24 protein-coding genes are annotated in these 21,995 nt (G+C 58.2%); 9 read left to right on the top strand and 15 right to left on the bottom strand.

The genetic code is table 11. From position 1 onward, the window contains the following. Nucleotides 1-75 precede the first annotated feature (75 nt). The 3 genes from FOY56_RS21035 (at nt 76) to FOY56_RS21025 (ending at nt 2,684) form a co-directional block, all read left to right on the top strand. The gene (locus tag FOY56_RS21035) at nt 76-1,242 is read left to right on the top strand and encodes an alpha-hydroxy acid oxidase (protein ID WP_146348125.1); all 1,167 of its coding nucleotides are present in this window, start codon (nt 76-78) and stop codon (nt 1,240-1,242) included. A gap of 69 nt (nt 1,243-1,311) precedes the next feature. Continuing rightward, the gene (locus FOY56_RS21030; protein WP_146348124.1) at nt 1,312-1,929 is read left to right on the top strand and encodes a sulfotransferase family protein; all 618 of its coding nucleotides are present in this window, start codon (nt 1,312-1,314) and stop codon (nt 1,927-1,929) included. A 119-nt stretch (nt 1,930-2,048) separates the two neighbouring features. Next, complete coding sequence (locus FOY56_RS21025; RefSeq protein WP_146348123.1) at nt 2,049-2,684, top strand: 50S ribosomal protein L25/general stress protein Ctc; 636 nt, start codon at nt 2,049-2,051, stop codon at nt 2,682-2,684. 67 nt (nt 2,685-2,751) lie between these two features. Here FOY56_RS21025 and FOY56_RS21020 read toward each other — a convergent pair whose 3' ends face one another. After that, nucleotides 2,752-4,674 carry a DUF3604 domain-containing protein gene (locus FOY56_RS21020; RefSeq protein WP_146348122.1) on the bottom strand — a complete coding sequence of 641 codons (1,923 nt, stop codon included), beginning with the start codon at nt 4,672-4,674 and terminating at the stop codon, nt 2,752-2,754. Nucleotides 4,675-4,933: 259 nt separating this feature from the next. Between FOY56_RS21020 and pth the strand changes: the two genes are divergently transcribed. The 4 genes from pth (at nt 4,934) to FOY56_RS21000 (ending at nt 8,269) form a co-directional block, all read left to right on the top strand. Next, the gene (pth, locus tag FOY56_RS21015) at nt 4,934-5,623 is read left to right on the top strand and encodes an aminoacyl-tRNA hydrolase (RefSeq protein ID WP_146348121.1); all 690 of its coding nucleotides are present in this window, start codon (nt 4,934-4,936) and stop codon (nt 5,621-5,623) included. Continuing rightward, nucleotides 5,620-6,648 (top strand): DUF2332 domain-containing protein, encoded by a 1,029-nt coding sequence (locus tag FOY56_RS21010; protein ID WP_146348120.1) that lies wholly within the window; start codon nt 5,620-5,622, stop codon nt 6,646-6,648. The genes pth and FOY56_RS21010 overlap by 4 nt, the downstream gene beginning before the upstream one ends. 72 nt (nt 6,649-6,720) lie before the next feature. Continuing rightward, nucleotides 6,721-7,884 (top strand): serine hydrolase domain-containing protein, encoded by a 1,164-nt coding sequence (locus FOY56_RS21005; protein WP_146348119.1) that lies wholly within the window; start codon nt 6,721-6,723, stop codon nt 7,882-7,884. Between the two features lie 10 nt (nt 7,885-7,894). Then, entirely contained in the window at nt 7,895-8,269 is a 375-nt protein-coding gene (locus FOY56_RS21000; protein ID WP_146348118.1) for a DUF2237 family protein, read from the top strand. Nucleotides 8,270-8,372: 103 nt separating this feature from the next. On the opposite strand, the gene FOY56_RS20995 is transcribed toward FOY56_RS21000, so the two are convergent. The 9 genes from FOY56_RS20995 to FOY56_RS20955 form a co-directional block, all read right to left on the bottom strand. After that, entirely contained in the window at nt 8,373-8,825 is a 453-nt protein-coding gene (locus FOY56_RS20995; RefSeq protein WP_146348117.1) for a hypothetical protein, read from the bottom strand. A gap of 56 nt (nt 8,826-8,881) precedes the next feature. Then, on the bottom strand, nt 8,882-10,129 hold the full coding sequence (gene trpB / locus FOY56_RS20990) for a tryptophan synthase subunit beta (protein WP_146348116.1): 1,248 nt from the start codon (nt 10,127-10,129) through the stop codon (nt 8,882-8,884). A gap of 93 nt (nt 10,130-10,222) precedes the next feature. After that, on the bottom strand, nt 10,223-11,407 hold the full coding sequence (locus FOY56_RS20985) for a hypothetical protein (protein WP_146348115.1): 1,185 nt from the start codon (nt 11,405-11,407) through the stop codon (nt 10,223-10,225). A 58-nt stretch (nt 11,408-11,465) separates the two neighbouring features. Continuing rightward, the gene (locus FOY56_RS20980; protein ID WP_146348114.1) at nt 11,466-12,128 is read right to left on the bottom strand and encodes a phosphoribosylanthranilate isomerase; all 663 of its coding nucleotides are present in this window, start codon (nt 12,126-12,128) and stop codon (nt 11,466-11,468) included. Between the two features lie 7 nt (nt 12,129-12,135). Beyond that, on the bottom strand, nt 12,136-12,486 hold the full coding sequence (locus FOY56_RS20975; RefSeq protein ID WP_146348134.1) for a lipopolysaccharide assembly protein LapA domain-containing protein: 351 nt from the start codon (nt 12,484-12,486) through the stop codon (nt 12,136-12,138). 4 nt (nt 12,487-12,490) lie between these two features. Beyond that, nucleotides 12,491-12,772: an integration host factor subunit beta gene (gene ihfB / locus FOY56_RS20970; RefSeq protein ID WP_113825123.1), complete on the bottom strand. Its 282-nt coding sequence runs from the start codon at nt 12,770-12,772 to the stop codon at nt 12,491-12,493. A gap of 280 nt (nt 12,773-13,052) precedes the next feature. Then, a complete protein-coding gene (gene rpsA, locus FOY56_RS20965; protein ID WP_146348113.1) occupies nt 13,053-14,735 on the bottom strand; it encodes a 30S ribosomal protein S1 in 1,683 nt (560 codons plus the stop codon). Nucleotides 14,736-14,936: 201 nt separating this feature from the next. Then, complete coding sequence (locus FOY56_RS20960; protein ID WP_222435015.1) at nt 14,937-15,185, bottom strand: DUF6525 family protein; 249 nt, start codon at nt 15,183-15,185, stop codon at nt 14,937-14,939. A 266-nt stretch (nt 15,186-15,451) separates the two neighbouring features. Then, entirely contained in the window at nt 15,452-16,093 is a 642-nt protein-coding gene (locus FOY56_RS20955) for a nitroreductase family protein (protein WP_146348111.1), read from the bottom strand. Nucleotides 16,094-16,217: 124 nt separating this feature from the next. On the opposite strand from FOY56_RS20955, the gene FOY56_RS20950 reads away from it, so the two are divergent. Both FOY56_RS20950 and FOY56_RS20945 read left to right on the top strand, forming a co-directional pair. Then, a complete protein-coding gene (locus tag FOY56_RS20950; RefSeq protein ID WP_146348110.1) occupies nt 16,218-16,598 on the top strand; it encodes a winged helix-turn-helix transcriptional regulator in 381 nt (126 codons plus the stop codon). Nucleotides 16,599-16,708: 110 nt separating this feature from the next. After that, nucleotides 16,709-17,227, top strand: a complete 519-nt coding sequence (locus FOY56_RS20945) for a redoxin domain-containing protein (protein ID WP_146348109.1) — start codon at nt 16,709-16,711, stop codon at nt 17,225-17,227. A gap of 113 nt (nt 17,228-17,340) precedes the next feature. Here FOY56_RS20945 and FOY56_RS20940 read toward each other — a convergent pair whose 3' ends face one another. The 5 genes from FOY56_RS20940 to FOY56_RS20920 are packed head-to-tail and all read right to left on the bottom strand — an operon-like array spanning nt 17,341 to nt 21,973. Beyond that, nucleotides 17,341-18,339 carry an aldo/keto reductase gene (locus tag FOY56_RS20940; RefSeq protein WP_146348108.1) on the bottom strand — a complete coding sequence of 333 codons (999 nt, stop codon included), beginning with the start codon at nt 18,337-18,339 and terminating at the stop codon, nt 17,341-17,343. 19 nt (nt 18,340-18,358) lie between these two features. Continuing rightward, nucleotides 18,359-18,970 (bottom strand): (d)CMP kinase, encoded by a 612-nt coding sequence (cmk, locus tag FOY56_RS20935; RefSeq protein ID WP_146348107.1) that lies wholly within the window; start codon nt 18,968-18,970, stop codon nt 18,359-18,361. Next, on the bottom strand, nt 18,967-19,482 hold the full coding sequence (locus FOY56_RS20930; protein WP_146348106.1) for a hypothetical protein: 516 nt from the start codon (nt 19,480-19,482) through the stop codon (nt 18,967-18,969). Before FOY56_RS20930 ends, cmk begins: the two co-directional genes overlap by 4 nt. Further along, the gene (gene aroA / locus FOY56_RS20925; RefSeq protein ID WP_146348105.1) at nt 19,479-20,831 is read right to left on the bottom strand and encodes a 3-phosphoshikimate 1-carboxyvinyltransferase; all 1,353 of its coding nucleotides are present in this window, start codon (nt 20,829-20,831) and stop codon (nt 19,479-19,481) included. Before aroA ends, FOY56_RS20930 begins: the two co-directional genes overlap by 4 nt. 47 nt (nt 20,832-20,878) lie before the next feature. Next, entirely contained in the window at nt 20,879-21,973 is a 1,095-nt protein-coding gene (locus tag FOY56_RS20920; RefSeq protein WP_146348104.1) for an amidohydrolase family protein, read from the bottom strand. Nucleotides 21,974-21,995 lie beyond the last annotated feature (22 nt).

Below are 21,995 nucleotides of genomic sequence, written 5' to 3'. Positions count from 1 at the left end.
AGGCCAATCTGGCGCATAGACAATGCACCCCTCGATTGGTAATCAATTCTTACCAGTCGAAGGAGCCCGTCCGTCATGCCCGTGATCACCAACATTCAGGACCTAAAGCGGATCTATGAGCGCCGCGTGCCACGCATGTTCTATGACTATGCCGAAAGCGGCAGCTGGACCGAACAGACCTTCCGCGAAAACACCACCGATTTTGACCAGATCCGCCTGCGTCAACGCGTGGCGGTGGACATGACCGGGCGCACAACAAACAGCCAGATGATCGGCGAAGATGTCTCGATGCCGGTGGCACTGGCCCCTGTTGGGCTAACCGGCATGCAGAATGCAGATGGTGAAATCAAAGCAGCGCAGGCCGCCGAGGAATTCGGTGTTCCCTTCACTTTGTCGACCATGTCAATCTGTTCGATCGAAGACGTGGCCGAGCACACCAAGAAACCATTCTGGTTTCAGGTCTATACACTGAAGGATGATGATTTCATGCGCCGTTTGCTGGAACGCGCGCGCGCTGCCAAGTGTTCGGCCATCGTTGTAACCGTCGATCTTCAGATCATGGGCCAGCGGCACAAGGATCTGAAGAACGGCCTGTCCGCCCCGCCAAAGCTGACCCCGAAATCAATCGCCAACATGATGACCAAGGTGCCATGGGGGCTGGAAATGCTTGGGACCAAGCGCCGGTTCTTTGGCAACATCGTCGGCCATGCCGCCGGAGTAGATGATGCGTCGTCGTTGTCTTCATGGACAGCGGGAGCGTTTGACCAGTCGCTTGACTGGGCGCGGATCGCGCAGCTTAAAGAGATGTGGGGCGGCAAGATGATCATCAAGGGCATTCTTGACGCCGAAGATGCCAAGATGGCGGCCAAAGTTGGCGCCGATGCTATTGTTGTTTCAAACCATGGCGGTCGGCAGTTGGATGGCGCGCTCAGCTCGATCCGGATGCTGCCGCAGATCATGGATGCCGTCGGCGACGAAATCGAAGTGCACCTGGATAGCGGTATCCGGTCGGGTCAGGACGTGCTCAAGGCCGTCGCATTGGGCGCCAAGGGGACGATGATCGGTCGTGCGTTCGTTTATGGGCTTGGGGCGATGGGCAAGCAGGGTGTGACAACGGCTCTGGACGTGATCCACAAGGAACTGGACACCACGATGGCGTTATGCGGCGAGAAATCAGTAACAGATCTGGGTCGCCATAACCTTTTGATTCCCCGAAACTTCGAAGGATCATGGCAAGACTGACACATTCCCTGCCCTGCCGGTATTTCCGAAGATTCGACACGGCGGGTGACAAAAACGATGGTCCGGATCATGTTGATTTTTCTGAAGCAGTCCCTTGTGTTCATCGCCGTGCCCAAAACCGGGACCACGGCGATCGAAACGGCGTTGTCGCGCAAGGCCGACATCATTTTAGCGCGTGATCGCAAACACCTGACCGCGCAGCGGTTCCATCGCCAGATTGCTCCGTTTCTGGATAAGACATTCGGAGCGACGCCAGACCGCTTCGCCGTGATTCGCCACCCCGAAGAACAGTTACGCAGTTGGTATCGATACCGGATGCGCGACAGTCTAAAAGACCCGAAACGGACAACCCATTTCCTGAGCTTTGACCAGTTTGTACAAGACGTTCTTAGCGATCAGTCCCCCCGTCACGCCCGGATCGGGAGCCAGTTCCGCATCCTGACATCCGCCCGAAAGGCGCTGTTGGTCCACCACCTGTTTGCCTATGAGCAGCCAGAAAAACTGGCCGCGTTCTTGCAAGACAGATTTGGCGAGACATTCTCCCTCAAGCGCAAGAATGTTTCACCGCCTGTGGACGCGCCGTTAAGTGACGATCTGCGTGCCCGGCTTAAAGCCGAACGCTGCGACGAATATGCATTGTATGAAAAGGTCGTCGCTGCTGGCGGGCATCTGGTCAACCAGATCTGATCGCGCTTATCATGGTCACCGGAATCGCCTTGCATTTCCATCCAAAGGATTTATACGGCCAAGCTTCACGCGGGCATACAGCCTTGGAGGATGCCCGCCCTAACTTTGGAGATATACACATGGCTGGTGAGATTCCTGATCTCGAAGCTCTGGAACGGACGGGGACAGGCAAGGGCGCCGCTCGTCAGGCACGCCGCGACGGCATGGTTCCAGGGATTGTTTTTGGTGGCGACGTTGATCCGCTCCCGATTAACATCCCGTTCAATGTTCTGTTCAAGCGCCTGAAAGCAGGCCGCTTCAAGTCGACATTGTTCAACCTGAAGGTTGAAGGCCACGATGACGTCCGTGTCATTTGCCGCGACGTTCAGCGCGACGTGGTCAAAGACCTGCCGACGCACCTGGACCTGATGCGCCTGCGCCGCAACACCAAGATCAACCTGTTCATCCCGGTTGAGTTCATCAACGAAGAAGAAGCCCCCGGCATCAAAAAGGGTGGCATGCTGACCGTTGTCCGCCCCGAGATCGAACTGATCGTGACCGCCGGTGACATCCCCGAAAAACTGACCGTCGATCTGGCCGGTCTGGAAATCGGTGATACGGTGACCATTTCGTCGATCACATTGCCTTCCGGCAGCAAGCCGACCATCGACCGTGATTTTGTGGTTGCCAACCTCGCGGCCCCTGCTGGGCTTGGATCAAGCGACGACGAAGAGGCCGAAGCCGACGCCGAAGTCGAGACCGCTGCAGAAGAGTAATCTTCGCGACAGGTATTCATATGAAACGGGGCCCTTGCGGGCCCCGTTTTTCGTTTGCGTGGTTCGCTTAGCTGGCTGGCGTGTACCAGATCGGCGACGAATACGCCCGTTCCTGATGGATCAACTGAGCCTCCTCTGGAAGCTCGATCCCAAAGCGCAGCTTGTCATAAACGACCCAGCGCGGTGTCGGGATTTCAAGAACCCGGGTGTAATAGAACGCCCGCTCTTCGGGATCGAACTCGGGGTCCGTCCAGACCGCGGTCAATTCCGAAGCGCCGATCGAGTTTTGCCAGCTTGCGGTTTCAATATCGACGGTGTTGCCAACCTCGGGCAACTTGCCGTCAGCACCAACCTCACGATCACCAGACCAAGCCACATCGAAGACCTTTTCATGCAAGGCCCCGTCTGCATCCATCCAGCCCTTGATGACTTGAATACGGTCCAGATTGGCCCCGATCGGATCCCGCAAAGCGGCAATTAGGAAGGTCGGAGCGCCGTCGCCTTCACGCGGTCGCAAATCTGACCCCATGGGCACGCCCTTGGTATACCCTGACTCAGCCACTGACCGGGTACGCAAATCATTGTCGGTGTACTGCCAGCCCCCAAAGAACCGCAAACCAATCCGGGGGCCTGTCGTGGCATAGGTTTCCCGCCGCTTGAACGCATCAAAGATCGCGGCGCGGGTGTTTTCTTGCGCCCAGACACCGGTATAGCCCGACGCGACCAGCTTGTGACCTTCGATCCGTCCAAGATCACTGGCAATGAACGGGTGTTCGATGCGGGTTGGCGAGGGTTCAACACTCACGGATTTGCTGAAGAAGTTATCTTCTTCGGCGGTGGTCAGGGATGTATGGCTGTCCGTCGCCCCGCCCACTCCGAACTTGTAGGGGTTCGTGCCCAGCTTGGCTTCCAACGCCAAACCCTGTTTCAACGCCTCGCGGGCATATTCACGGCCCAACATGTCCGGCGTCTTCAGTTCGGTTAGATCAAGATTGCCGACGTCCCAGTTTTCATAGTCGGCGAATTCATCTTCGGGGCTAAGAACGGGGTGTGCCTCGCCATCGCCTTTGATCTGGGTGATTTCGTAGTGGGGCTCCCATTTTGCACGCAGCTCGACATACTCAGCATCAACCTTGCCGCCGTGATAGGTATCTTCCGTTGGGAACATCCACCCGTTCGACAGGTTGCCATTGTGCGAAAACGCGACGGCGCGCCCGCCGGTTTTGTCCTGATACGCCTCGAGCCATCGATACAACGAATGCGGGTCAGTATCGCCCAGCGGCGGCTGCGTCACCGGTGGCACCACCTGAAGGGCACGCATCGGGCCGTCGCGCAGCATCACATTACGGTGCAGATTGAACCCTTTGGGAACCGAGGTCCATTCAAACCCGATGAACGCCGTGAACCGGCCCGGGTCATTATGCTGCTCGGCAGCCAGAACGATCTCTTCCCAAATATAAGAGAACGCATCTGACCCCGGGCTGTATGCATCGACGATCGCTTTGGGCAGCGTCATCTGCGAAAAGTTTGTGATAAGATCGAAGGCCGACTTGCCCGCCGCTTCGCCACCTTCAGAATAGCCTTCGTACCATTCCCGCCCCTTAGGGTCGGCCAGAATTTCAGGCTTGCCGGTCTGCAGATCCGGCGCAAACCCCATCAAATCGGTGTGGTCGGTCAGAACCATCCAATCCAGTGGCCGGCTCAATCGGACCGGTTGCCCTGTCGAAGACACTACCTGCTCGCCTTTGGCAAAACGCCAGGCGTCATCCGGTCTCAGGATATTGCCGAAGGCTCCGGCATCCAATGACAGCCCTGTATGCAGGTGCGTCTCACCCCACAGGGGGCGTTCGGGAAACGTTCGGTTGGCATAAGGTGAATACGGTTTATCCGCGAATGAGCCTTCGGCGGCTTCATGAGTTGGAACAACCTGGGCATTAAGAACACTTGCCGAAATAGTTAAAAACGCAGCTATGGACAGTCGACTGAGCATTGAAACCTCCCAATTTCGCTGCCTTGGCTTGGCCTGCAACACGGGCGCGAGGCGCTGCCTTGCAGCTTTTTGCATTTTTTGCTTTAGACCGCTGAGTTTGCCGCAAACCTGCAAAAACTCAAGAAAAAATCGCTTTTGGCTTGCTTTGCACCTGACTGTTTGACTCGGACATTATGGCTGACAATGCTGTGGCTGCACTGGCGTTCGCGCGGGTTTCCGTGCATCTATGGTGCACCTATTGATCAGCGCAGGACATGGCATGAAGCTTTTGGTCGGACTGGGAAACCCCGGCGGAAAATACGAACGCAACCGGCATAACATTGGTTTCATGGCCCTGGACCGGATCGCCAGCGATCACGGGTTTGGCCCGTGGAAAGCCAAGTTTCAGGCCGAGATCAGCGAAGGGCGGCTGGGTTCGGAAAAGGTGCTGTTGCTTAAACCGCAGACGTTCATGAACCTGTCAGGGCAATCCGTTGGCGAAGCCATGCGGTTTTACAAGCTATCGCCCAAGGACGTCATCGTACTGCATGATGAACTGGATCTTGCCCCCGGCAAGGTCCGGGTCAAACAGGGCGGCGGACATGCGGGGCATAATGGGTTGCGGTCGCTCCATTCGCATCTTGGCGACACCTATGGTCGGGTGCGGCTGGGGATCGGGCATCCGGGTCGCAAAGAGCTGGTGTCGGCCTATGTGCTGCACGACTTTGCCAAGGCCGACGAAGACTGGCTGGAAAATGTACTGCGCGGCATTTCCGATGGGGCCGCACATCTTGCCGCCGGGGATGGCGGGAAGTTCATGAATGCCGTGTCCTTGCGTACGGCCCCGCCCCGGTCATCCACCACGCCGAAACCGGCCAAGCCAGCGCCCAAGGCGCCCAAAGCCGAGCCTGACCCTGCACCCGCAGATGATCGCAACGCGTTTCAAAAACTGGTGGATAAATTCAAATGACCCTGACCGACGCGTTCTTGTCTCAGGCCGGATCCTGCACCGCGCTTGGATCCCCATTCATGGGAAGGTTGCTGACCAGCCTTGCCGATGTGTGGCCCACAGAGACCGCTTTGGGCCAGCTTTGCGCCAGCTGGAACGGAGATATTGGCCCCGGCGGCGCGTCCCTGCCCTTGCGGATTGCAGGCGGCCTGCATGCATTGGTGCTGACCGAACGTGACCCGGATCTCGCGACGGTCTATCCCCCTGCAAACCCGACAGATGCCGAACTGACCAAACAGGTTCTGGCCGCGTTGGAGCGAAATCAGGATTTCATGATCGACTGGATGCAAAACGCACCGCAGACCAACGAAGTTCGCCGGAGTGCTGCACTGATCCCGGCGGCACACTGGATTGCGGTCCGCCATGATTTGCCCTTCATGGTCTCGGAACTGGGGGCAAGCGCTGGCCTGAACCTGATATGGGACAAATTTGCCCTGCAGACGGCAGGCGGGCGGCTGGGCCCCGATGACGCGGCTTTGGTTCTGGAACCCGACTGGGCGGGCCCCTTGCCCGCGCAGGCCGAAATCACAGTGGCCGAGCGGCGTGGAGTCGATCTGAATCCGCTGAACGCCAAAGCCCCTGATCAGGGGCTACGATTGTTTTCTTACCTCTGGCCCGATCAACCACACCGGATGCAACTGACCCGTGCCGCTATCGCCGCGCAGGACGCTATCGTTGACCAAGGCGATGCCATCGATTGGCTGGAAGGCCGTCTGGCGCAACAACCCCAAGGCCAGGTGCACCTGATCTATCACACCATCGCGTGGCAGTATTTTCCGACCGAAAGCCAGAAACGCGGAACCGCCCTGATCGAAACCGCCGGAACGCAGGCGACCCCGGACCGCCCTCTGGCGTGGTTGCGCATGGAAGCGGATGAGATCACTGGCGGTGCTGGGCTGACGGTGCGGCTGTGGCCGGGGGATCAGACCGTCACGCTGGGCCGGGTGGATTTCCACGGCCGCTGGGTTCAGTGGGACGCGCCCTGAGCTTTGCCGTCAGGTTAGCATTGCACCAACACGCTGCACGTAGTCTGCTGCGCCAAGCTTAGGGGGGAATCCATGCGTGTAATCGGGAAATGGCTGGGCCGGATCATACTGGCCATTGTTCTGGCCGCTGTCGTCGTTGGTGTCTGGAAACGTGAACAGATCGAACGCCTGTGGACTGTCAATACGCTGTTTGACGAAGACCGGATCGTGCACAACTTCTCGAACATGGGATCGGCATTTCTGACCGCACCTCTGGATCGTGGCAATGGCCCAACCAGCCCACTGGACTATGGCGCTGAAACTACGCTGCCCGACGGGACCGAAGCCTGGATTACTGACCGCAAAGTGACGTCGCTTCTGGTGATGAAGGACGGTCAAATCCGGTACGAGGAGTACTTTCAGGGGACCGGACCAGAGGATCGGCGCATTTCATGGTCGGTCGCCAAAAGCTATCTCTCAGCATTGTTCGGCGTCCTGCTGGATGAGGGCGCAATCGACAGCATCGACGACCCGGTGGTGAAATATGCGCCCCAACTGACTGGAAGCGCCTATGATGGCGCCACCATCCGCAACGTGCTGAACATGGCCAGCGGCGTGACCTTTGACGAGGATTATTTTGACCCCAAATCCGACATCAACCGAATGGGCCGGGTTGTTGCCCTGGGGGGAACGCTGGATGATTTCACGGCCAGTTTCACCGGCCGCTTCGCCGCCCCCGGCGACAAGTGGCAATATGTATCTATCGATACGCATGTCATCGGCATGGTGATCCGTGGCGCGACGGGCCGCGGGATTGCCGAATTGCTGGCCGAAAAGATCCTGCACCCGCTGGGACTGGAATATGACGGGTACTACGTCACCGATGGGGCCGGCGTGGCCTTTGTTCTGGGTGGGCTGAATTTCACGACCCGCGACTTCGCCCGGTTTGGCCAGATGATCTTGCAAAACGGCACCCTCGACGGTCAGCAGATCGTACCCGCCGATTGGATCGCGGAGTCGACCCAGGCCTCGGCCCCGACCGAGCCTGGCAAGATCGGCTATGGCTATCAATGGTGGATCCAGGCCGATGCCCGCCCGGGTGAGTTTCTGGGACGCGGCGTTTATGGCCAATACCTGTATTTCGATCAGCCGCGCGGGGTTCTGATTGTCACGACCGGGGCAGATCGCGGGTTCCGGGGTGACGGCGTGCATGACGGTAACATCGAAATGTTCCGCAAGATCGCAGAAAGCCTGTAAGCTATCCCTCATGAAACCGGATGACAGCATCAATGTACTTGGCGGCCCGCTGGGCTTGTGTTCAATCGACCCGCTCACTGGGTTCTTTCGCGATGGGCAGTGCAACACCTGCGCGCAGGACGCCGGAAGTCACACGGTCTGCGCCGTGATGACAGCCGAATTCCTGGCATTTTCGAAATATGTCGGCAACGATCTGAGCACGCCCCGACCCGAGTTCGGGTTTTCCGGGCTAAATGCGGGCGACAAATGGTGCTTGTGCGCCGCGCGTTTTCTGCAGGCCCATGACGAAGGCTGCGCGCCACAGGTCGATCTGACGTCGACTCATCAAAGGGCGCTGGACATCGTGCCGTTGCACGTTTTGCAGGAGCATGCCCATGGGACTTAAGGTGGTGCCGAAAAGAAGGCTGCCCCAAAAACATGATCGGGGCAGCACGCGTTTCCAACCAAGTCTTACTTGTTAAAGGCAGTCGCCATCAGGCGTCGTGTTCTTATCGACTTGGACCCATCGGCCCGCCTTGACCACCACCGTTGCCATCACCACGTTCGTGAGCTCCGACAGAGTCGCGGTCACCGCCTCCGCGCCCAAAACCGGCCCCTTGATCCCGATCACGGTCGCCATATTTCTCGCCGTCATCCTTGTGAGCGCGATCAGGTCCCCTGTTATCGGTTTCATGTGCCTGATCACGATCTCCGAACCCTTGCATGGCCTGAGCAGATGCCATGCCAGCGCCCGTCACCAAAGCCGCAGCCACTAACCCTGCACTGAAAAATTTCAACATTTGCTTTCCTCCTCTTTCACCAGGCTCTGTAGTTTTCGAGCCATGATAATAGTTTAGCAAACATTCCATTTTCTGTATTTGATGTTGGTCAAATTCTTGATCACGGAAAAACACGCAATAGTCGGACAAGCCGAAGTCTGCGCCAAGGACGGCACCAGACAAACGAATACCTGCAGCTGTTGATGGCTGCAGGTATCAGGAACACGCGGATCTTGGTTTCAGTCGGCCGTGCGCCCTTCGGTATCTGACATGTCAAACCCAAGGTGCTTAGCCACGGTGAAGATGTCTTTGTCGCCGCGCCCACACATGTTCATGCAGATAAGGTGATCCTTCGGCAGCTCGGGCGCGATCTTCATTACATGCGCCAGCGCATGCGAGGGTTCGAGCGCGGGAATGATGCCTTCGCACTCACAACTCAGCTGAAACGCCTCAAGCGCTTCTTTGTCGGTGATCGAGACATATTGCGCCCGACCGACTTCGTGCAGCCATGAGTGTTCGGGCCCGATACCCGGATAATCCAGACCCGCCGAGATCGAATAGCCTTCGAGGATCTGGCCATCGTCGTCCTGCAACAGATAGGTGCGATTGCCATGCAACACGCCCGGACGCCCGCCGGTCAGTGAGGCGCAATGTTCCATCTTTTCGTTCACGCCGCGACCACCGGCTTCGACCCCGATGATGTTGACCGATTTGTCATCCAGAAACGGATAAAACAGACCCATCGCGTTCGATCCACCACCAATCGCAGCGATCAGAGTGTCCGGCAAACGGCCTTCGGCGGCCATCATTTGTTCCTTGGCTTCCTTGCCGATGATCGACTGAAAGTCGCGGACCATAGCCGGATAGGGATGCGGACCAGCCACGGTTCCGATGCAATAGAACGTGTCGCGCACATTGGTGACCCAGTCGCGCAGCGCGTCGTTCATCGCGTCTTTCAACGTGCCGCGCCCGCTGGTGACCGGAATCACCTCGGCGCCCAGCAGGCGCATGCGGAACACGTTCGGGGCCTGACGCTGAACGTCATGCGCGCCCATGTAGACAATGCACTTCAACCCGAATTTGGCACAAACCGTTGCGGTTGCCACACCGTGTTGGCCAGCCCCGGTTTCGGCGATGATCCGGGTCTTGCCCATGCGGCGCGCCAGAATGATCTGGCCCAACACGTTGTTGATCTTGTGAGCACCGGTGTGATTCAGTTCATCGCGCTTCAGATAAACCTTTGCCCCGCCCAGACGCTCCGTCAGGCGTTCCGCAAAATACAGCGGCGACGGGCGACCGACATAATGGGTCCAGAGATCATTCATCTCGTCCCAAAAGGTCTGATCGGTCTTGGCCTTTTCGTATTCCTCTTGCAGCTCCAAGATTAGCGGCATCAGGGTTTCACTGACGAACCGCCCGCCAAAAATACCGAACCGTCCGTTTTCATCCGGGCCGGACATGAAAGAATTAAAAAGGTCGTTGGCCATGGAAACCTCCTGAAGGATCACATTGCGTTTAAGAGCAAACTAGGTCGGGGTAAAGCAGAGCACAGCGAATTTCACACGGTCAACCGACCGGTCCTATTGCCCCGGACGGTTGCGTCCCGCCGCCCGCTGCATAGGGCCACCAGCCCGCGGCCCCGGGCCACCCGGCCTTGGACGACGCGGGCCCCGGTCGCCCGGGTTCGGTTTTGGGGCCCCTGGAAGGCGGTTGGGCTTTAGCGTGCCGCGCAGTTGGCGCAGAACAATCATATCTTCCCGGGTTAGTGCGTAACCTGGCTTTGCCTTGGCTACGAGTTCCCCGAATGGCCCGACCGCCGCATGATCAGGAAATTCATTCGACACGGATTGAACCAAAAGCCTCAGTTGATCTGCAGTGAACGAAAACCGGTCTTCATCACTGGGCGCGTCGCCAAAAACCTCTTCATAGGTTTCCAATACATAGGCTTGTTCAGGGGGAAGGTGGCGATTTTGATCGGCCAAGATTGGCAGAATCTGGGCCTTGAAGGCCTGATACACCTCACGACTTATGTAAGGCTGGGACTCGGGCTTGTGATCGGGCAGTTTGTTGCACAGTACATCCGACACGAACTTGCTGCTGCTGGCGCCCCAGAATTCGTTAAAGCACCGCTGAACGAACAATTCGCTTGGGGTCAGAGATCGGTTGACGTTACCGACCGGCGGTTTCGCAAGCACGCTTTCCGGCACCCCGATGGCATTGGCGAAACTGGACAGCAGCTGTTTTTTGCACCGGCTGTAATTCAACACCGACACTTCAGCGCCGACCTGTTCCATCCGCGTCAGAAACTGGCCCACCAACAGGGGCATCCGGTAAGATAGCACCGCATTGGCGAGATCCCCGGTTTCGCCACCACGCTTGATACCCTGACCATAAAGAGAGATCGCATGCTTCAGCGGATCACGGATGTAGAGGACGATCTTGGTGCGCACGCCGCGTTGCTTGAGCTGGGTGATCAAGCCCGCGTTTGCCAGCAGGGCTTGAAACAATCCTTCATTGGACATCAGAACAGCCCGGGCGCCGGGGCGTTCGGCGGCAGCCTCATCGAACTTCTGCAGCACCTTGTCGACCGGAACATTCCCGCTGGTAATCTGCCCCTGACGCGCCGCATCGGTCCGTTCGGAAGATGGATAATAGATCCCCGCAGCTTCGAGGGCCTGCTGGCTGAGTGCAAAAGATGACTGCAACGCACTGCTCCCGGTTTTGCCGTATCCGACATGCAGGATAAGTGTATCTGGACCGCTCATTTGGTTTCCTTACAGGGGCCGGGACAAAAGATCGATCACCGACGGTATCTTTGGTGTTTTAAGCAATTCGTAAGTTCGGCACCTGTGTCGCGCGCACAAATTCCGCAATTTTCGCAGCATCCTTGATACCCGGAGCGGATTCGACACCTGAACTGACGTCGACCTGAACCGCACCCGTGCATCGAATAGCCTCGCCGACATTAGCGGGTGTCAGGCCCCCGGCAAGCATCCATGGGATCGGCCAGCGTCGACCGGCAATCAGGCGCCACTCGAAGGCAAGGCCATTGCCGCCCGGAAGCGCAGCACCTTTAGGCGGTTTGGCATCGATCAAAATTTGGTCGGCCACGCCAAGGTACCGGTCAAGGTTTTCAAGATCCTCTGCCCCGGCAACACCCACGGCTTTCATCACAGGCAAGCCATAGCGCGACCGAACCTCGGCCACCCGTTCAGGCGATTCGCTGCCATGCAATTGCAGCATGTCCAGCGCCACGGATCCGGTCAGGCGATCAAGGAACGCATCATCGGCATTCACGGTGAGGGCAACCTTGCAAATGCCCTCGGGCACCAACAGCGCCAACGGCCTTGCGTCTTCAACCGACACGTTTCGGGGGGATTTTGAGAAGAATACAAACCCGAAATACCGAGCCCCGGCACCAACCGCAGCGTCGATATCTGCAGCCGTGCTCAAGCCACAGATTTTCACCTGGACCTTGGAAGACATCACAGACTCAGCTGGCTTCGTCGAGGATCGCCAGAACGTCGTCTTTGCCTTCGTTCTTCTGATCCTTAAGGCGTGAGACTTCCCGTTCCAGCTTGCGGACTTCGCGGGTTTTCTTCGTGGCCTCGCGGCGCAGATGATGCTCGCGCATCCATTCCCACAGGAAACCGATTACCAGCCCAAGCGCGATACCGCCAAGAACAACCACGAACAATGGCATGGCGATGGTGAAATTAAATCCAGCCAATCCGGCCAAATCAGCAGGCATAAGTTTCAGAGTGACAAGTTCACGGTTCGCCAGTGACACCGAGATCAGAATGATCCCAAGTGCTGCCAGGAACGCATAGCGAATGTAGCGCATCAATTTACTTTCCGTTCAGACGGTCTCGCAACAACTTACCGGTCTTGAAGAACGGCACATGCTTCTCTTCGACATGCACTGTTTCGCCGGTTCTGGGATTGCGACCAATCCGCGCGTCGCGCTGTTTGACCGAGAACGCGCCGAACCCGCGCAGTTCCACCCGGTCGCCGCGCGCCATGGCGTCGGTCACTTCTTCGAAGACCGTATTCACAATGCGCTCGACATCCCGCTGGTACAGGTGAGGATTTTCGTCGGCGATTTTCTGGATCAGTTCCGAACGGATCATGCGTGTACCCCTCCCAAGGCCAAGGCGGCGAGCAACAGTTCCAAAGACTATAGGAACAAAATCAATTCCTTAAAACAGAAAGAATATCAATATCGGGGGTTTTCCGCCGGAGAACCCCCAAAATTTTTGATGGTTAGACCCTGCCCCCCAGCCAGCGCCGCGATAGCAGGCAACTGCGAAACGTTTTGCGTCCTGTACACGGGGCGATGATTCGGCCAAAAGAAAAAGCCCCGCGCAGTGCACGGGGCTTTTCCAAATCTTCGTTTCGATGGCGCGACGCTTATTCGTCGCCCGTTTTCAGGGCAGCGCCCAGGATGTCGCCCAGCGACGCACCCGAGTCGGACGAACCGTACTGCTGAACGGCTTCCTTCTCTTCGGCGATCTCGCGTGCTTTGATCGACAGACCCAGACGGCGTGTTTTGCTGTCCACGTTTGTGACCCGCACGTCGACCTTATCGCCAACCGAGAAACGCTCAGGACGCTGCTCTGCACGGTCGCGCGAGAGGTCCGAACGGCGGATGAAGGATTTCATGCCTTCGAATTCCACCTCGATGCCGCCATCTTCGATCGCGGTAACGCCAACGGTGATGATCGAGCCACGCTTCACGCCACCAACGGCTTCAGCGAACTTGTCGCCACCGACGTTCTTGATCGACAGCGAGATGCGTTCCTTGTCGGTGTCGACTTCCGAAACCACTGCATGGACCATGTCGCCCTTGCGATAGTTCTGGATGGCGTCTTCACCGCGCTCGTCCCATGACAGGTCGGACAGGTGAACCATGCCGTCGATATCCCCCGGCAGGCCAACAAACAGACCGAATTCGGTGATGTTCTTGACTTCGCCTTCGACCTCGGTGCCCATCGGATGGGTTTCGGCGAACACTTCCCACGGGTTGCGCTGAGTTTGCTTGAGACCAAGCGACACGCGGCGTTTGGCGGGATCGATTTCCAGCACCATGACGTCGACTTCCTGGCTGGTCGAAACGATCTTGCCAGGGTGGACGTTTTTCTTGGTCCAGGACATTTCCGAAACGTGCACCAGACCTTCGACACCAGCTTCCAATTCGACGAATGCGCCGTAATCGGTGATGTTGGTGACGCGACCCTTGTGGACCGACGCCAGCGGGTACTTGACGGCCACCAGATCCCACGGATCTTCCTGCAACTGCTTCATGCCCAGGCTGATGCGGTGGGTTTCCTTGTTGATCTTGATGACCTGAACCTTAACGGTTTCACCGATCGACAGGATTTCCGAAGGATGGTTCACACGGCGCCATGCCATGTCGGTGACGTGCAACAGCCCGTCAACGCCGCCCAGATCAACAAACGCACCGTATTCGGTGATGTTCTTGACCACACCGTCAACTGCCTGACCTTCGGTCAGGTTGCCGATAACTTCGGCACGCTGTTCGGCACGTGATTCTTCAAGGATGGCACGACGCGATACAACGATGTTGCCACGGCGACGGTCCATTTTCAAAATCTGGAACGGCTGCTTCAGCCCCATCAGCGGGCCAGCGTCGCGCACGGGGCGCACATCGACCTGCGAGCCGGGAAGGAACGCAACTGCGCCGCCCAGATCGACGGTGAAACCACCTTTGACACGGCCAAAGATCGCACCTTCGACACGCTGGTCGTCGGCATATGCTTTTTCCAGGCGGTCCCATGCTTCTTCGCGGCGGGCCATCTCGCGCGAGATGACAGCTTCGCCACGCGCGTTTTCGGCTGAGCGCAGATAGACTTCTACCTCGTCGCCAGCAGCGATATCAGGGGCTTCGCCAGGATTTGCGAATTCTTTCAGATCAACGCGGCCTTCCATTTTATAGCCGACGTCGATGATGGCTTGTCCCGCTTCGATTGCGATGACCTTGCCTTTGACAACCGACCCTTCGGTCGGTGTGTCCATTTCGAAGCTTTCATTCAGAAGGGCTTCGAAGTCCTCCATTGATACGTTTTGAGCCATGTGGTCTCAGGTTTCCTTTACAAGTGTTTGACTGGCCGTGCGGTTGTCTCCGCCGGTCTTCGAGATTTCGTTGGTCAGACGGTCCGATAACACAAAGAGGGCCGGTATTCCCCGACCCTGCTCGTCTCTTATGTTTATTGGCGTTACCCGCCTTGTCGACGGAGGCCGTATAGTCACGGTTTGCGTGGAAAGCAAGGGATTTCAGCCGCAACGCCAGATTCCACGATCTTTGTCCAACATGGTTTTTTCCACCGCATTCAAGCGCTCGATTGCCTGCGACGGGTCAGACGACCCGCCAGCTTTCGACCAGATCCGCAGGGCCGAGGCCGGGCTCCACGGCAGGCTGGCCGACGATAGCCAGTGACGCAAGTCAGATGGAAGCGCGTCGTAGTCTCGCATCGCATTCCCAAACCGCCTCCGACGCGGCAGACCTGATTTTATGTTCCGCATCGTCATCAGCCCCACCCCCGCTATCGGGGCATCCCCGGATCGCATTGGGTCAGGCGGGCGAGCCTGCTGATGAGACACCGAACTATAAGGCCAGTGTCTCGTGATACGCGTTGAGGGTTTTCGACCTTGGCCCAAACCGCCGCCATAGTGTTCTCCATCCTTATTAAGCAATGTTATAACATAACAATACCTATGGGACGCAAGCCGAAAATCAACAGAAACCAGTCGCGCGGGATTTGTCCTCCGCGCGACTGCAACAGTGCTATTTAGTCAATCAAGGTGACCATGGTTTCGCTGGCTTTGCGCACCTTCTTCATCGGCAGCAGCCAATCGCCATCGGCCTGACGATATCCAAGCGGCAACAGCAGAACCGACCTCAGGCCACGGTCTTTCAGGCCCAGGATCTCGTCGACCTTGGCCGGGTCGAAGCCTTCCATCGGGGTGCTGTCGACGCCCAGTTCTGCCGCCGCAGCAAGGGCAAAGCCCAGCGCGATATAGGCCTGACGGGCCGCGTGATCATGGTTCACGGTTTCATCGCGCGGCAGATACTTGGCCTTCAGGTTGTCGTAATACTGGTTCAACATCGGGATTTCACCGCGCTCGTCCGTCATCTGCGCCGTCACGGCATCAATGCGATCAGCCGAATAATTGTCCCATGCTGCAAACACCAGCAGATGCGACCCTTCGGTGATTGGCGACTGATCCCAGGCCACTTTGCGAATCTCGGCGCGAATACCGGGGTTGGTGATCACGAACAGTTCGAACGGCTGTGTGCCGCTGGATGTCGGAGCCATCCGAACGGCCTCTACGATCTGATCGACCTTATCCTGCGGGACGACCTGTTCGGGGTCCATTTTCTTGGTGGCATAGCGCCAGCTCAGCTTTTCCATCAGGGTGCTTTGCGACATCGGTGGTCCTTTCAAGGCAGATCGCCAAATAGGTGGTATAGATTTGTAACCGGAGATATAAGCGATACTTAAATGGCCGCAAGAAGGCACATTTCTGAGACCCGGTTACAGAACAGGAACCACCATGCCCGATACCGCCAGCTGCCCCGATTGCAAACGAATCAACGAAGTCCTGTCGCGCGTCGGCGACCGGTGGAGCGTGCTGATCGTGATATCCTTGGCGCAATACGGCGTGCTGCGGTTCAACGAATTGAAACGCCATCTGGGGATTTCGCAACGGATGCTCAGCCTGACCTTGCGCGAACTGGAACGCGACGGGCTGGTCAGCCGCACGTATTATCCGACAATTCCGCCCAAGGTCGAATATGCGCTGACCCCGCTGGGTGAATCGTTTCGCGAACCGGTTAAGGCCATCGGGATGTGGGCGCTGGACAACCTGCCCAACATCGACACCGCCCGCGCCGCTTATGACGAACAGACCGAGGCGCAGAAGAAAAGCGCGTGATCGCGTTGCTTTTGTGACTTACCACATGGACCGCTATACAAGCGTGGATGTCGGGGTTTTTCCAACTCTCACCCGTGCAAGATGATTTGTGAACACAGTTAGGATACCACATGACCGCAACAAAACCTCGGGTCGGCGCGCCGGTCGATACGCTGAGCTTTCCCATCGCCGATTGCCAGAGATCGATTTCGGTCGGCCAGCCCAAAGATCGCTGGACTATGTTGTTTGTATATCGCGGACGGCACTGCCCCCGGTGCAAGCGGTTTCTGAACAAGCTTAACGCCGTATTGCCTGCTTGGCTTGACGCGATGGATGTCGTGGTTGTCTCGGCCGATACCAAAGAGAAAGCCCAGGCAGACAAGGAAGAGTTCGGGTGGGACTTTGACCTTTGCCATGGCATGACCGAAGCGCAGATGCGATCCCTTGGTCTTTACGTTTCGGAACCGCTTTCCGAGGCAGAAACAACCGGTTTGTTTGCTGAGCCCGGCGCTTTTGGAATTCGGCCAGATGGGACGCTGATGCTTGTCGAAATTTCCAATGGCCCCGCCGCGCGGCCTGATCTGGAAGAGCTGTTGGATGGAATGAAGTTCAACATCGACAACAATCGACCCGTCCGGGGAACCGCCTGACAGCTGCACGCACTTTGTATGTGTTTATGACCATAGAATAGACAAGGCCGTCATCTGACAAATCAGGCGACGGCCCTTTTCGTTTTCGGGAACGTTGGCAGCTGTACCCGGACCTAGCAGAACCGTTCCGGGCCGACCCACTGATCAGCATTGTATCGGTCGCCATGCGCCCAACCCACCGGCAGCACCTGTTCGATTGCCGCAAGATCGTCAGCACTCAGTGCTATATCCATACCCGCAGCCAGTTCGCGGAAATGGCTGACTGACCGAGTGCCCGGGATCGGGATTACATGGTCGCCCTGATGCAGCAACCATGCCATCGACAGGGCCGCTGTGCTGACGCCCATATCGGCCGCAAGGGCTCGGTATGCGTCGGTGATCTTTATGTTGGCGCTGAAGTTCGGCTCCATGAACCGCGGGTTTCCGGACAGGAACGGCAAATCCGCAATAGCCTCGGCAGGCAGCGGGTTGTCCGTCAGCAACGACCGCCCTACCGGTGAAAACGCGACCAGCGCGGTGCCCAGTTCGGCGCATGTCTGCACCAGCCCAAGTTCGGGCGCGCGCGTAGACAACGAATATTCGGATTGAACGGCAGCGACGGGATGTTCGGCTACGGCGCGGCGCAGGCTGGAGGGTGCAATCTCGGAGAAACCGATGGCGCGGGTTTTGCCTTTTTCTACCAGCCGGGCAAGGTTGCCGGCGGCCTCTTCGATGGGCATGTCCGCATCACGGCGGTGCGCATAGAACAAATCCACGCAATCGACGCCCAGCTTTTGAAGCGACCCGTCCAGTTCGGCCTCAAAATAATCGGCGGTATTATTGTAGTACCGATTGCCGTCAGAATCGCGGGCGATCCCGGCCTTGGTCGCGATGGTGAAATCGTCCCGCGCAGCCGGGTTTGCGGCAAGGTAGCTGCCAATCGCGTTTTCCGATTTGCCCATGCCATAGACATTGGAGGTGTCGATATGGCTGACACCCAGCTCGCGCGCCACGTCCAGAATGGCGTGGCTCTCCGCCACACTCGTAGGCCCGTAAAAGCTGGTGAACGACATGGCGCCGATCCCGATGGGCGAAATCCGGGTGCCGCCCCGTCCGAGTTCACGTTTTTGCATGGGACCCTCCATTAACCTGTTAATGGCAGTCTTTCACAGCTGCGATGGCTGTGGCAACCGCCTGTTCGATGCTGAGTTCGGATGTGTCGATCAAAATCGCGTCCTGTGCAGCCGTCATGGGCGCGGTCACACGCCCACTGTCGCGGGCATCGCGGGCCTTCACGTCGGCCAGTACCGTTTCAAAAGACGTGACGGTGCCTTTGTCGACAAGTTCTTGATACCGGCGTTGGGCACGCACCTCGACACTGGCGGTCACAAATAGCTTGGCCTCGGCCTGCGGGCAGATTACCGTCCCGATATCGCGCCCGTCCAGAACGGCTCCGCCCGCACGGCGGGCAAAGGCGCGCTGGAAATCGATCAGGGCGGCGCGCACCTCGGGGATTACGGCGACTTTGCTGGCGGCTTGTGCAACCTCGGCTGTGCGCAGGTCGCGGGCTTGCAGATCATTCGCCTGCAATGCCATCGCCGCCGTAACAGGATCGACACCGTCCAGCATCCGGGCCCCGACTGCGCGGTAAAGCAGCCCGGTGTCCAGATGCGCAAACCCGAAATGATCAGCAACTGCACGCGATATGGTGCCCTTTCCAGCAGCGGCAGGACCATCAATGGCAACAGTAAACGGCTCGGTCATCGGGTTATCCATTTGATCCAGGCGGCGCGCAGCAGTCCTAAGATGACCGCAACCATCGCCAAGGTTGTCAGCGCCGATTTCGCAACCGTGGCGCGGCTTGCGGCCAGAATAAGCTCATCCGGAACTGTCCCAGAAGTAGTCAGCATAGCCGCAACACGGGCGTTTTCGACATAATCGGCAGTGGCGCCGGCAAAGGCCGCAACCACAAGCAACAGCCGCAAAGGGCGTGACGGGATCAGGCTCCACACCGCTCCGGCCAGCACAACGGCAAGCAAAGCGGGATAAAAGCGGTCCAGAGCGTGCTGTGGTCCAAGATAGACCTCGCGCCCTTGCACGCTGATCGCCCCCAAGAAGGCGTGCGCGTCGTCAGGGGTATAGCCCGCCAGACGCATATCAAACGGAGCCAGCCCACCGGCCGCATCAGTTATTGCCGGCAGGGTCCAGCCCAGCATGGTGGCATAAACTGCCAAGGTCAGAGCAAATACAAACCAGTATGCCCGGCGCAGCATCATCCGGCTTTGCGTTCCACCGATGCGCCCAAACTAGCCATCAAAGGCTCAAAGATCGGGAAGGATGTGGCGATCGGGCCGCCATCATCGACGGACACCGGCTGTTTCGTGGATATGCCCAGCACCATGAACGACATGGCGATGCGGTGATCCAGATGGCTTTCACAGATCGCGCCACCTGTCACGGTGCCCGGACCATGGCCCGTGACCGACCACCAGTCGGGGCCGTCTTCGACCGCAACACCGCAGGCGCGCAGCCCGGTGGCCATCGCGTCGATCCGGTCGCTTTCCTTCACGCGCAATTCCTTGACCTCGCGCATCATGGTGACGCCGGTTGCATTGGCGGCCACGACAGACAGCACCGGGTATTCGTCGATCATGCTGGCTGCGCGTTCGGGCGGCACATCGATGCCCTTCATATTGGGCGAAAACCTTGCGCGCAGATCTGCAACGGGTTCGCCGCCCTCTTCGCGCTCGTTCTCATAGGTCAGATCCGCGCCCATATCGCGCAGAGTGGTGAACAGGCCAGCGCGGGTTGGGTTCAGCCCGATACCCGGCACCAACACATCCGATCCCGGTGTGATCAACGCCGCGCACACCGGAAACGCCGCTGAAGACGGGTCACGCGGTACTGCGATGGTTTGGGGTTTCAGCTCGGGACGCCCGGTGAGGGTGATAACCCGGCCCTCATCCGTGTCTTCGACCGAAATTTCGGCCCCAAAGCCTTCCAGCATCCGCTCGGTATGATCACGGGTGGCTTCCTTTTCGATCACAACCGTCTGGCCCGGCGCATTCAGGCCCGCCAGCAGCACAGCAGATTTCACCTGCGCCGAAGGCATCGGGACGACATAACGCACCGGCACCGGGTTCGCCGCACCGACAATCGTCATCGGCAGACGTCCACCGGACCGCCCAACGGCTTGCGCGCCAAACAGCGCAATCGGATCAGTGACGCGGGCCATGGGGCGTTTGTTCAGGCTGGCATCGCCAGTGAACGTCGCGGTGATTGGAGACGTCGCCATGGTGCCCATGATCAGACGCACGCCGGTGCCCGAATTGCCGCAATCGATCACGTTGTCGGGTTCGGCAAACCCGCCGACACCGACGCCGTTGACTGTCCAGTTGCCTCCGCCATGGTCCGTCACCTCGGCCCCAAAGGCGCGCATAGCTTTGGCCGTGTCGATCACGTCTTCGCCTTCCAGCAAGCCGGTGATCCTGGTTTCGCCCACCGCCATCGCGCCCAGAATAAGCGAGCGATGTGAAATCGACTTGTCCCCCGGCACGTCAGCCACGCCGGTCAGCGGCCCGCAAGGGGTTGAGGTCATCGGGATCGGGGTGCCGTGGCCAGACATGCGCGCGGTTTCCTTACTTGAGGGAATGTTAGCCGATCCCTACCCAATCACCCCAAACTGGTCCAGAGCGATCTGTCGACTTCGGATGCCTCTCCCAGCCAGATTGCCGGATTGGTTTCGGCCAGTTGCTGAAAAAGCGCCTCGCCCAATGTGTCGCGCAGCCGGATGCACACGGCCCGCTCGCTCAACTTTTCTTGCCGCGTCATATAGAAATCCGACCCGAACAGCACCCGGCGGCGCAATCGTTTGTCGCTGTCCAGGTTGCCCTTCAACAGCAACCGCAAAATGGGGGCATAATCGGCGAAACGGAACAGGGTATAGGAAATGTCGGTCCAGAGGTTTGGGAATTCGCCCGAGCAAATCATCTCGCGGGTCTGGGTCATCCAGTTTTCGCCGCCGCTGGTTGGTTTGGCGTTCATGTAAGCCTCCCAATCGCGGGCACCGCCAAAATGCGCCAGACAGATGCGCATTTCGGGAAACGCGCGCAGCACCGGCAGATAGGCGGCGGGGCGGGTCAGACCGTCAGCCTGATAGTCATCAACATCGCGGCCCTGAACGCCGCCGCGCGAACAATGGGTCATCACCGGCAAATTGCGTTCGGCAAGGACAGGATAAACCTCCTCCATCAGCCTTGGGTGATCCGGGGCAAAACCAAGCCGAGGATAGATTTTCAACCCGGCAAACCCCAGTTCGGTGATTGCGCGCAGGCATTCTTCGACGCTGCCCGGCACGCGCGGATCGACGGTGGCAAAGGGCAGAACCGTGCCAAGGTGATCGGGGTGCAGCCTGAGCCGCGCCAGATCATCATGCTGATCGCGCAGTGAAATGGGAACGTCGCCATACCCGGCACCATTCATCTCCATCGGCAGAACCACGAACCGGGTATCGCCGGGACAATGCTCTTTCACGTCCCTCAGGATTGCGTCCTGCGACCCACGCGCGCCTTGCTGCTGAAACTGATAAAGTCGGTCAACCTGATCCGCCAGATTTTCGCGCCCAAGCAAGCGCAAAAGACTGGCGACGGCAAGGATCAGCATTGGGGACTTGCGCAGAATACGCGCAGCCGGAAACGGGAAATCAACCGGTGCATGCTGGTCGGTAAAGACATGAATATGGCAATTGGTGATTCGAATATCGGCCATGAATTGAGTCCTTTCTAAACGA

This window comes from Falsiphaeobacter marinintestinus (assembly GCF_007923355.1).
Taxonomy (GTDB): domain Bacteria; phylum Pseudomonadota; class Alphaproteobacteria; order Rhodobacterales; family Rhodobacteraceae; genus Phaeobacter_A; species Phaeobacter_A marinintestinus.
The sequence above is the reverse complement of the archived record's forward strand: the minus strand, read 5'-3'. Positions and strand labels throughout refer to the sequence as shown.